This window comes from Mycoplasma sp. 1890 (assembly GCF_053851615.1).
In genome coordinates this window covers 29,261-41,147 of the sequence record NZ_JBSQAZ010000007.1, presented here as the reverse complement: position 1 = coordinate 41,147, position 11,887 = coordinate 29,261, and the positions used below count along the sequence as shown (strand labels likewise).

Genomic DNA, 11,887 nt, shown 5'->3' with positions numbered 1-11,887 from the left:
ATATAGTAAAATAATTATAGCTGACGCTAATATGCACCTTTAAATTTACAAGAACGTATGCCATAACATATTATTTTAGCTTTACTACGAATTTGCTATTATCAAAAACATATGCAAAAATAAAGGTATCATTATCATTAACTTGTTCGTCAAATAATTATATTTATGAGAATTTTACAATTAAAATTAACTTAAAAAATGAGATAATGTTGTTTCCAATTTAAGGCATCTCTTTAATCAGACTCAATTTCTCAGTAGACACAAATGATAAATAACAAAAAAATAACCAAACATCAGATACAAAAATTTTTTCAATTATTTTGTTGTTTGGTTATTTTTATATAATAAATTTAAATTTGCGTAATTACCATTCTCAAATCTCTTAATAAAAAGTAGGCTAGAAATTAATTTACACAAAAAATTCTTACACTTCCTTATTAAAAGGATTTAAATTATGTTCTTTATTTTTATACTTAAATGGAGGGCATAGGAAAGCAAGATTACTTATGCTACCTTTTTTATTTTTTTAAAAAATCAAGCTTTAAGTTAAAGTTTATTTATTTTTTTAAGCTAAACGGTACTTCTTAACTTCTGAAAAATTTATTAATCTAATAGCATTTAATATTCCTTAATGAATTCATGAAATGTTTATGCATTATTTTATTCCTTCTTTATTTTTTGAAGTTCTTTTTCTTTAACAGATACATTCTCTTCATCTGATTTTAATTCTTTTTCATTTTTTAGAATTTGTTTTTTTATATTATCACTTTCACTAAGAATATTTTTAATACTTAAATCAACATCGTTTATTGTTTTAATTATTTCTTGATTAAGACTATAAATATCATTAAATTTATTTTTTGCTTTCTCTAATTTTTGCTGTTTTAGATTAATTTCAATAGCTATTTTTTCTAATTCCTTTTGTGCTTCTTTGAGTTTATATTTTTCATTATTTAGTTTCAGTAAAGCAGCGTCATTTTTTTGCTTAGCATTTTCATATTCTTTTTGTTTTTTATTTGTTAAATTATTATTATTATTATTATTATTATTTGTTTTATTGATAGCTTTTTCAATATCTTGCAGTTTTTTTATTATTCGCTCTACTTCTTTAGTTTTTTGGCCTACATTTTCAAATAAACTTTGAACTTTATGATTAGCACTATTTAATTCATGCTGAACTTTTTGCAATTCTATATTATTCTTGTTAGCTTTTTGAACAGATTCATTTTTATTAGCAGCTAGCAGTTCATGTCTTTTATTTAAATCACTTAATTCGTTACTTTTTTGATTTAACACATCAGTTTTTAAAGAAATATCATTGTTAATACTTTCAAGCGCCTTCATTAATCTCTTATTATTCATAAAAGAATTTTGCTTTTGCACTTCAACATTACTTTTACTTTTCTCATTTTTAGCTACTTCTTTTTGCTTTTCATCCACAATTTTTTTTGCGTCCCTTAGGCTTTGTTCCAATGCAGCTAAAATATCATTAGAACTATTTAATGCATTATTAGCATCTTGAATCTCTTGATTTTTTGTTATTCATTTTTCCTTAGTTAATCTTAAATTGTTTTCTGCATCTTTTCTACGTTTTTTAGCTTCAGTGGCTTCTACTCTTGCCAATTGTAATAATTCAAACTTATCATTCTTTTGCTTCTCTTTGATTGCTACATTAGCATCAGCTTCTTTTAGTTTCTTTTCAGATTGGGCTTTTCTTTCAATATTTTCGTCTTTTTCTTTAGTTAACTCCAACAGTCTTTTCTCTGCTTGTAATATTTTTCCATCAAAATCTCAATATTCTTTTACTACTGGCACAATTTCCTTTTCGAGTTTTTTATTTTTTTCTTCCCATTCTGCCAATTCTTTTTGTGCCATTTTATAATCTTTCTCAATACTACTCTTTTCGGATTGAAGTCGATCAATTATCTCTCAAATTCTATCCTCCGCCGCAACTCCTCCATCACCAATACCAGTATCAGATCCATTGGCCTCAGCAATTCTATCTAATGTTTTATGATAATCACTTATATTTTTATTATATGAATCAATTAGTTTCTTATTTTTTTCAACCAATTCAGATACTTCTCCGATCTTGATTCTCATAGATGTACGATTATTTCCTAGTTCAACTAGGTTATTTTCTAATAATTTTTTTTGATTAGTAAATTCAGCTATATCTAATTTTTTTTGTTTTATTTCTTCTAAATTTTGCTTAATTCTTTTTTCGATATTTATAGAACTTTCAGCAGCACCATCTTTAAGATCATTTGCGAGTTTTAAATTTTGTTTCAAAATTTCATATTCAATGTTTAACTGGTTAGCATAACGATCTTTATCGATTTCATCATTTTTAATATCAGCAATTAATTTTTCTATTTTCTTAATGGTTCCATCAACTAATTTTATTTCATTACCTAGTTTATTAATCTCTTCATTTTTTTGCTTTTTATTTTTTTTAATTTCATCTAATTGTGTTTGTAAGTTATTTTGTGTATCTTGAGCCTGTTTCAATAATCTTTTTGATTCTTCCAATTCATTATTTATTTGATTAAAATTTTGCTCTTTTTCTTGATATTCACGTTTAGAATTTTCAATTTGTTTTAAGATGTTTTTTTGATTGTCCTTTGCTTTTACTAGATTATTATTTGCTTTCTCTAATTCTTTAAAAATACGACCTGCGTCAATGGAAATTTCTTCTTCAAGTCTACTTGCTTCTTGAACTTGATTGTTTAGTTCAATATTTGTAGAAATAAGACTATTCAGTTTTTGAGTTGTCTCACTTACTTCCTGCTTTGCATCATTAAGTTGTTTATTTGCTTGATCTAGTTGTTTTTGAGCATTATTTAATTCATTATTTATTCTATTTTTATCACTATTAAGAGCAATTATAGTATTATTAGCTTTTTCTGATTCTTTTTTAGCTTCTTCTAATTCCTTAGTTTTCTTTGCTAAATCATTATCTATATCAATAGCATTAGAAGTTGAAGATTCAACGCTTTCTTGAGCATTTTTAACCTTATTTTTAGCTTTTTCTAGTTTCCTATTTGCTTCATTTAATTCTTTGGTTAGTTTATCTAACTCATTATTCGCATAAATAACGCTATTTTCTAATTCTTGTTTATTTTGCTCCGCATCTTTTTTTGATTTTTCAAGCGCTTTTATTTTTTCTTTAATAAGTTGAAGTTGTTTTTCCAAAGCTTCCTTATTTTCCCTGGTTTTATTTAGTTTTTCATTAGCTTTGTTTAATTCTTCTGTCTTAGAAATTACATTTCTGTTTTTTAATAAATCATTTTGCTTTGCTTTCTCTAGTTCGCTGTTTGTTTTATCTAATTCATCTTGTGAATATTTTTGCTCAGCTTTTAAGGTTTTAAATTGATGAATAAAAACAATTTTATTATTATAAACCATCTGGAATTCATAATCAGTATTAGGAGATAACGGTTTCTCATTATTTAGCCCAAAATGCATATTTTCGCTATTTTTTCCGACTGTGTGAGACTTTCTAACTATTTCATATGGTGTTTTTTTGGCATAAAACAAAACTAAAAATGTTCTATCCATATTATCATTTTCATCAATATTTTTTAAATTAAACACTGCTGAGTTTGAAGCAATTTTCTGGTCCTTTATTTTTAAACCTTTAATATCATTTGCACCATTAACTCTATTTTTATTGGCATTTAAGAAATAATAAGCAACCAAAGCGCCTGTTGCAACAATTGATAACGAAAGGGATAAAGCTAAAATAATGTTGCCACGTCTTTTCTTTTTTTGTTTGTTTTCACTGGTATTTTCCATAAATTTATACTCTTTCTTTTTTTAAGCTATCGTTTTCAAATATTTTTCAATTTTTATAGGTTATATGTTACATTTTTTTTTTTTTTTTTTTCGCAAAGTTGCTTATTTTGTAAGGCTATCATTATTTATAATAATGATAAAATTTGTATATGTTTTAGTTTATTTATGCAATATATTCATGCTTTCTAACCCTGGGTAATAAAAAAGAGGCAACTGCCTCTCTCTAAAATAATTTACTTTTAAAACAGGAATTCTTACATCTTCTTACTTTAAAATTTATTGTAAATAATTTCATTGCTTTCATCATCATTTGAATATTTATTATTCAAATGGGATTTAGATTTAGATGAATCAAAACCTGAAATTGTCAAATATTCTTGTGTATCATCATCTGTATGATTTTCGATTTCACTATTTGTGAGTTTAAAATCATTTTCTTCTTTATTGTTGGTTCTATTTATTCCTGTAGCAATTACAGATACATAAATTTCACCAAGTTTTTCTGCTTCTTCATTAGCAGGAGAACCAACGCCAAATATAACATCAATATTTTCGCCAGCAACATTCTTTAAAACATCAATTGCGGCTTCAAAATCATTGATAGTACTATTTCTTGATGACGAAAAATAAACTATTGCTTTAGTGATACCTTTTATATTACTTTCTAAAATAGGACTGCTTATCGCATTATGCATTGCTTTCTGCGCCGCATTTTCACCAGTTGATTGTCCGATTCCTACAATGGTTTCACCACTGTTTTTAATTAACGTTTCTAGGTCGGCTAAGTCTAAATTAATCAAACCAGGTACAGCTATAATATCGACAACAGTTCTAATAAATTGCTTAACAATATTATCTGCAACCTTAAAAGCATCCTTAAAAGAAATTTCGCCAAAAGATTCTTTTAATTTATCATTTGAAATAATAATATAAGAATCTACATTTTTCTTTAATTCTTCAATCCCTTGGAGTGCAATCTGACTTCGCTTTTTTCCTTCAAATGAAAAGGGTGTAGTTACAATTGCTATTACCAAAGAATTTTGTTCTTTAGCTAATTTGGCAATCACGGGGGCTGCTCCAGTACCGGTGCCGCCACCCATCCCAGCAGTAATAACTACTAGGCTAGCATTTTTTATCTTTTCCTTTATTTCATGTGTTGAATGCTCGGCAGCTTGTCTTCCAATTTCTGGATTAGCACCAGCCCCGATACCTTTTTTATCACCTAATTGTAGTGTTAGTGATTTATCAAATTTATCTAGAATTTGTCTATCTGTATTTGCAACAACAAATTCTAATCCATCAATTTTTGTATCAAGAAGACTTTGAATACTATTATTTCCACCACCACCAACACCGATAACCTTAATATTAGCAACGGAATTGAAATTTTCAAATTCTGGCATGGCAGTACTCCTTACTTTTTTTCTACTTTATCTTTAATTTAACTAAATTATATAAATAAAATTGAGTTTATTTTTTGTAATTAAAAGAATATCCTTTTTCCTCTCGTTTATTTACGTCTAAAATAAATAATTCAGAGGTTATAGTCATTTCTTTAATAGTATTTTGTCTTTTGTTAACAAGATTAATAATTCCCATCATTTCATAACTAATAACATCAATTGCGCAATAAGCTTTGTCTGATAAATAACTTAAAATTTTAAAGTTTTTAAACGTTTTTATGGTTTCTAGGAATTTGCTATTACTTACATTAAAATTAACTTTTATATTAATATCTTTTATATTTTTTAAAAAAGATTCAACATAATCATTAATTTTTTTTAAATAATATCCCAGAACTTTTTTAAATAATAAATTATTGCCAGAATTTAAGTTACATTGCCATAAATTAAATTTAGTATAAGCTATTTTTTTGGTAGTTTTCAATTGTTTAGCAATGAATTCAATTAAATAATCTATTCCTAAATTAACATTTTTTTTAATTATAACTACATCATTTTTTAAAACATCTAATTTCAAGCTGTAATCATCTAAATAAATTTGGGTAGCTATTCCAGAATCTCTTTGTTGATTAAAATAAATATTTTTAAGAAATTCATAGTCATAAATTTTTAAAATATTTAGGTTATTTTTCTTAAATAGATTAAAAATGTTTTTAGCAACATTTCATTCTAAAAGATTAAGACTTATTAATCGATTGTTATTATCATTATTTAGATATGAGTAATCAAATAAGTAATTACTATTTGATTTTTCTAAGTAGTATAGTTTCTTAGCTAATTCATAATTAGTTAGCTTTTGATTACTTTTATTAGAAATTATTTTCTTATTAATTTTCAAAAAAGGTGAATCTTGAATAATTACAACAACATTTTTTATTGTCAAAGATATGGTTGCTTCAATTTCTTTTTTAGTTTTGCAAATAAATGAATCTAACTCAAATAGGTTAAAAATTGTGCTACTAATGCTTCTTTTATAAATCAAAATATTTCCAAAAGAATTTTGCTCTATAACCTCAACAGAAAAACTGCTGACCTCAAATTTGTATGCTATAATAACACTTTTCTTCATAAATTAACCTATTTTTGTTATCACTCTCATTTTTGCGCTACGTGATCTTTTATTATTCTCAAATTCGCTTTGAGAAGGAAAAATAATTTTTTGTTTTCACTTTAATTCAGTCTGAACTGGCAATCTTTTTAATTTAGGATCTACATAATTTAAATTTTGAAAGAATCTTTTGACTTTTGCATCTTCCTTGCTATGAAAGGTTATAATAGCTAACTTGCCGTTAACATTTAATAAATCTATAACCTGATTTAGCAAATCATCTAATGCATTTAATTCATCATTAACCGCAATCCTTAAAGCTTGAAATACAGCCTTCGATGGATTCTTTTGTCTAACAATTTTGGCTGGTAATGCTTTTTTAATAATTTCATTTAATTCAAAAGAAGTACTAATTGGTCTATTTTTAACAATTGATTTCGCAACTATTCTTGCTAGCTTTACATCACCATAATCGTATAAAATTTGTGCAATTTTATCTTCTTCTCACTCATTGACTATTATATGTGCATTAAGTTCTGCATCCAAATCCATTCTCATATCCAGTTTTGTATCCTGTGAATATGAAAAACCTCTTCTAGCATCATCTAGTTGTGGACTAGATACACCTAAATCAACTAAGATTCCATCAACTTTTTCAATATTAAGTTTCGCTAATTCTTCTTTCAAGAATCTAAAATCACTCTTAACTAATATAAAAAGGTCACTCACTAATTTTAATTTTTGTTCGGAATCACGTATTGCTTCAATATCTTTATCAAAGCAAATAAGTCTCCCGTTACCTTGGTCTTTTATTTTTTTTAAAATTTCAACACTATGTCCAGCTCTTCCTAAAGTTAAATCAAGATAAATCCCATTTGGCTTAATGTCTAATGAGTTAACTACTTCATTTAGCAAAACAGGAATATGTTTTTCTATAATTTAACCCCTTGTTCAAATAATTTCTGAGCTAGATTATTAATGTCAATTTCATCTTCGAAATATCTTTCTTTTGCATCATAAACTTCTTTTGCAAAAAGTTCACAGGTGTTTCCTGATCCGATGAAGACAACATCCTTTTTGATAGTGGTTTTAAAAGCTAAATGTTTCGGAATAATAATACGATTTGACTTATCTGGCACAACTAATTCTGTATTTGCAAAGATAAATCTACTTAATTCTCTCAAATCTCTATTAAGCAAATTATTATCCTCAAGTTTAGATTTTAGTTTTCCAAACTCAACCTTATCTCTCAAAACTAATTGTTTGTCAAAACCAATTGTGATAAAAAATTCTTTTCCTAAATCATTAAGTATTTTAGGTGGAATGACAACTCTTAACTTGTCATCTAAGCTTCGCTCGTATTTACCATACATTTCCACTTCCTCCCACTATCAACCAAATTTTACTATTTTTATAAACTATTTTTTGAAAAAAGTATTTTTTTAATAAAAAGCGACAAATTTATATTTTTTAAAATTGACAAATGAATAATTAATAATTTAGAAAATTACTTTTTTACTAAAATTTGCTAAAATAATTTACATGCTGGTTTAGCTCAGATGGTAGAGCAACTGATTCGTAATCAGTGGGTCGGGGGTTCGATACCTCTAACCAGCACCATAATTGCCGATAATACGAGATATGATGGTGCTTATATAAATAAATTAAAAATTTTTATTAAGAAATATTTTTTTAGGTTATAATAATTAAGCATTTACTTATATGAGTGCCGACTTAGCTCAGCGGTAGAGCAGCTGGCTGTTAACCAGTTGGTCGTTGGTTCAATCCCAATAGTCGGCGCCAGTATGGCCCTATGGTGAAGTGGTTAACACATATGGTTTTCATCCATACATGCGTGGGTTCGAGTCCCGCTAGGGTCACCATTTGGAGAATTAGCTCAGTTGGGAGAGCATCGCCCTTACAAGGCGAGGGTCGTGGGTTCGAGCCCCTCATTCTCCACCATTTGTAAATCACCAATAAAAAATGCCTTCACGGCATTTTTTATATGCTTTTTTTGTTATCCACTAATTTAGGTGCATAACAAATAAACCAACATAATAAGATTTTTAACTATAAAAAAGTAATTACGATTACCGCAATGAATTATCATATATGAAATAATTGCATCAATATAAAAATCACAAGCACCCAAACTAACTGCTTTAAAATTCAATTTATGTTCTAAATTCTTAAGGGCTTTATATTGGCTGCCAATACCTGAAAACATTTCAAATAATTTTATTTTCCTCATAACATATTAAGTTTAGCGCGCAATTTGAATTATATTAATTATTTTTTCATTATAAAATTTAAAATAAAAAAAGAAAGGCATTTATAACCTTTCTAAACAACATATTTAATGATATGGTGCGCGAGGAGGGACTTGAACCCTCACGCCGGAAGCATTAGTGCCTAAAACTAACGTGTCTGCCAATTTCACCACTCGCGCATATATGGTGCCGTTTATAGGACTTGAACCTACGACCTACTGATTACAAGTCAGTTGCTCTGCCAACTGAGCTAAAACGGCTTACTTATTTAATGCTATATTATTATATATAATTTTTTTGTTATTTAATAAAAAAAGTAGCATATATTATAATTTTTTGAAATATGATTCAAAACACCTATTTTTATTTTATACACTTTTATAAATTAGTAAATTAGTGTTTTTTATAAAATAAGGAGATATTTTTTAACTAGCAAATCAAGTAAAACTTGCCTCATGATAAATATGGTAATCTTCGTTAATACATAAATCTAACACTTAATTTAAAAACTAAGAAGATAAAGCTTTTAATATTCAGTTATCTCATCAATAACCCCTTCAATTGATTAAATAATTTAAAAATGATATAATAAATTACATTGAGGAAAAATGTTTTTTAAGATTAATAAAAAAAGAGGAGAATCAAGTTTTTTTGCAATTAAAAAATTTGCAAAAGAACATAATATTAAAAAGATTGGTCATAGCGGTACTCTTGATCCGTTAGCCCAAGGTCTTTTAATAGTTGCTAGTGATGATGATACAAAAGTTTTGCCATGACTTATTAATGATACAAAACAGTATTTTGTTGAAGCTTCACTTCATTGCTCTTCTAAAAGTTATGATGAAGGTGAAGAAGTTATTTTTTTAAAAAATAAAAAAATGATTACCAAGGAGCAATTAGAAAATGCGCTAAAACATTTTAAAAATCAAACCAAACAAATTCCTCCAGTTTTTTCGGCCAAAAAAATAAATGGACAAAGAAGTTATGATTTAGCTAGAAAAAACATAGATTTTTCATTAGCAGAATGTAATATTAAAATACACAACTTGGAGTTAATAGATTTTAACTATCAAAAACAATCATTCATCATTAGGACAAAAGTATCAAAAGGAACTTACATAAGGTCATTAATTCATGATATTGGAACATTTCTTGAAACGGATGCTGTTGTAAATATTTTAAAGCGAGAGAAAATTGGGAATATCAAATTAAATGAAAGTCTCGATTTTGAGCAAATCAATAACATAAACTCTCTTTTTAGAGTAAAATTATATACACTTACACATTTTGAAGTGAAATTAATAAAGTCAAAATCGGTTTTTTTCGATAGATTTAAAAACTTTAACGGAAAAGGCCTTTTTACATTTAATAATCAAATAATTGGTTGAGGACAAATAAATAACGGTTTCATAACCTTCGACAAGGTTTTATTCAACCGTATATTTTCATTGCCTAGTTAAGAGGTTAAAATGAATAACAAGTACAAGATGGTTGTGTTTGATATAGACGGTACATTGCTACCATTCGGCATAGATGAACTTTCTCTAAGAATGAAAGAAATGTTTCGCAAATTAAAAGATGCAGGTTATATTAATGTGCTTTGTTCAGGACGTGATATTTTTACAGTCGGAAAACAAATACATAATCCATATGTTGATTATTTTATTGGTGCAAATGGAACATTTATTTTAGATTTAAAAACTAATGAATACATATTTGAACAAACTATTGATTATAATGATTTTGTAAAGTTCAGATTATTTGCTAATGAAAGAAAGATACCATTTTCATTTGTAGGATATAAATGGGGCTATTATAATGATTTATTTAATCTAAATCACTGATTCTATCTACCTTATAAAGATAAATTTATATCAGAAAAAGAATTCGAAACAAAAAATGATAAAAACTATCTAATCACTGTTAGCACAAATAATCCCGAATATTGATCTAAGCAACTTAATATTTTATTCGAACACCATAATATGAATATGTGAGTTTTAGCAACATGACCTGGGGGAATATTTCTTTCAGCTAAAGGCATTACCAAGGCCGTGGGTCTAGAAGTATTGGGCAAACTGTTGGATATTAAGCCAAGTGAAATGGTTGCATTTGGTGATTCTGAAAATGACATTGAGATGCTAAAACTAGTTGGTTTAGGGATAGCTATGGGAAATGGAGAAGATACCACTAAAGATGTTGCTAATGAAATATGTTTACCTGTTACTGAAGATGGACCATATTTCAAACTAAAAGAAAAAGGATTTTACGAGTAATCGTAAAATTTTTATTTATTTTTAAAATTATTAATTAAAGTAAAATTATTAATATGAAAATTTTTGAATGAAATTTTAAACAAATTTTTGAAATAAATAATGACCTAATTATGGTTTTAGGCAGTTTTGAAACTCTTCATCTAGGACACTATGAATTAATCAAAATTGCAAAGGACCTAAAAAATTCAGGGGCAAATTACAAATTAGCAATTATGCTATTTAACCAACCATATAAAAAGTCGAAAATACACGAAAACAAGGCCTTTCAAGTCCAAACAAGACTATATACATTATTTAATTTAGGATTCGATTTCGTATTTTTAGTTGATGTTAATGAAGATACAATGAATGTTTCACATTATGACTTTTGCAATAATTTAAAAAATAATAACGTTAAATATGTTGTATGCGGTAATGATTTTTATTTTGGCTTTCGTAGAAGTGGCGATGTTAATTACCTTAAAAAAAATTTTGAAGTCTATACAGCAAACGAACGAAAGATTAATAAAAGAAAAATTTCCTCAACATTAATAAATGAATTAATTGATGAAGGCAACATTTCGGCAATAAATAATCTACTTATTGAAAAATATGCTTTTATTACCAATTTTGATAAATTTCATTTTAAATATCCTGAAAATATCAAAAAAATTAAATCAGGAATTTATATTACAAACGTTATAATTAATGATATAGAATATCACGGTTTAGTTAAAATTGGCATAAAAAATGATGAAGGTTTTGATAATGTTGCCTATCTTTTAGATCTTGATATAATTCCAAGCAAGTATCAAGAAATATTTGTCGAGTTTGAAGCATTAATAAGATATATCAGTCTTAATCATGAAAATAAAATTCAAGACAGCGATATACAAATTGCCAAAAAATGATTTGCTAAATAAATTAAATTTGGATACTGTGGATAATTTTGTATAAATCAGTCTCAAACTTATTTTGAAGGTAGTATAGAAATTTTGTGTAAATTTATCTCTGGCTTACTTTTTTTAGTAAAAGATTTGAGATTAGCAATTA

At 26.7% G+C, this 11,887-nt stretch carries 9 protein-coding genes and 6 tRNA genes; 7 read left to right on the top strand and 8 right to left on the bottom strand.

Annotated elements, in window-relative coordinates; all coding sequences use genetic code 4:
* Positions 1-660 precede the first annotated feature (660 nt).
* The 5 genes from ACWXVO_RS01960 to ACWXVO_RS01940 form a co-directional block, all read right to left on the bottom strand.
* The gene (locus tag ACWXVO_RS01960; RefSeq protein WP_456002259.1) at positions 661-3,798 is read right to left on the bottom strand and encodes a hypothetical protein; all 3,138 of its coding nucleotides are present in this window, start codon (positions 3,796-3,798) and stop codon (positions 661-663) included.
* Positions 3,799-4,067: 269 nt separating this feature from the next.
* Positions 4,068-5,201, bottom strand: coding sequence for a cell division protein FtsZ (ftsZ, locus tag ACWXVO_RS01955; RefSeq protein ID WP_455966233.1), 1,134 nt, complete (start codon positions 5,199-5,201; stop codon positions 4,068-4,070).
* A 67-nt stretch (positions 5,202-5,268) separates the two neighbouring features.
* A complete protein-coding gene (locus tag ACWXVO_RS01950) occupies positions 5,269-6,330 on the bottom strand; it encodes a hypothetical protein (protein ID WP_456002256.1) in 1,062 nt (353 codons plus the stop codon).
* A 3-nt stretch (positions 6,331-6,333) separates the two neighbouring features.
* The gene (gene rsmH / locus ACWXVO_RS01945; RefSeq protein WP_456002262.1) at positions 6,334-7,245 is read right to left on the bottom strand and encodes a 16S rRNA (cytosine(1402)-N(4))-methyltransferase RsmH; all 912 of its coding nucleotides are present in this window, start codon (positions 7,243-7,245) and stop codon (positions 6,334-6,336) included.
* Complete coding sequence (locus ACWXVO_RS01940; protein ID WP_456002253.1) at positions 7,242-7,682, bottom strand: division/cell wall cluster transcriptional repressor MraZ; 441 nt, start codon at positions 7,680-7,682, stop codon at positions 7,242-7,244. The genes rsmH and ACWXVO_RS01940 overlap by 4 nt, the downstream gene beginning before the upstream one ends.
* A 171-nt stretch (positions 7,683-7,853) precedes the next feature.
* On the opposite strand from ACWXVO_RS01940, the gene ACWXVO_RS01935 reads away from it, so the two are divergent.
* The 4 genes from ACWXVO_RS01935 (at position 7,854) to ACWXVO_RS01920 (ending at position 8,271) form a co-directional block, all read left to right on the top strand.
* Positions 7,854-7,929 (top strand) — tRNA-Thr (locus ACWXVO_RS01935).
* A 108-nt stretch (positions 7,930-8,037) separates the two neighbouring features.
* Positions 8,038-8,112, top strand: a tRNA-Asn gene (locus ACWXVO_RS01930).
* Between the two features lie 4 nt (positions 8,113-8,116).
* A tRNA-Glu gene (locus ACWXVO_RS01925) sits at positions 8,117-8,192 on the top strand.
* Between the two features lie 3 nt (positions 8,193-8,195).
* Positions 8,196-8,271, top strand: a tRNA-Val gene (locus tag ACWXVO_RS01920).
* Between the two features lie 67 nt (positions 8,272-8,338).
* On the opposite strand, the gene ACWXVO_RS01915 is transcribed toward ACWXVO_RS01920, so the two are convergent.
* From ACWXVO_RS01915 to ACWXVO_RS01905, 3 genes are all read right to left on the bottom strand, one after another.
* Complete coding sequence (locus tag ACWXVO_RS01915) at positions 8,339-8,560, bottom strand: hypothetical protein (protein WP_456002250.1); 222 nt, start codon at positions 8,558-8,560, stop codon at positions 8,339-8,341.
* Positions 8,561-8,674: 114 nt separating this feature from the next.
* Positions 8,675-8,758 (bottom strand) — tRNA-Leu (locus ACWXVO_RS01910).
* A 5-nt stretch (positions 8,759-8,763) separates the two neighbouring features.
* Positions 8,764-8,839: transfer RNA gene (locus tag ACWXVO_RS01905), tRNA-Thr, on the bottom strand.
* 348 nt (positions 8,840-9,187) lie between these two features.
* Here ACWXVO_RS01905 and truB point away from each other — a divergent pair.
* The 3 genes from truB to ACWXVO_RS01890 are packed head-to-tail and all read left to right on the top strand — an operon-like array spanning position 9,188 to position 11,757.
* A complete protein-coding gene (truB, locus tag ACWXVO_RS01900; RefSeq protein ID WP_456002247.1) occupies positions 9,188-10,039 on the top strand; it encodes a tRNA pseudouridine(55) synthase TruB in 852 nt (283 codons plus the stop codon).
* 9 nt (positions 10,040-10,048) lie between these two features.
* Positions 10,049-10,855 carry a YcsE-related riboflavin metabolism phosphatase gene (locus ACWXVO_RS01895; RefSeq protein WP_438340862.1) on the top strand — a complete coding sequence of 269 codons (807 nt, stop codon included), beginning with the start codon at positions 10,049-10,051 and terminating at the stop codon, positions 10,853-10,855.
* A gap of 53 nt (positions 10,856-10,908) precedes the next feature.
* A complete protein-coding gene (locus tag ACWXVO_RS01890; protein WP_456002244.1) occupies positions 10,909-11,757 on the top strand; it encodes an FAD synthase in 849 nt (282 codons plus the stop codon).
* Positions 11,758-11,887 lie beyond the last annotated feature (130 nt).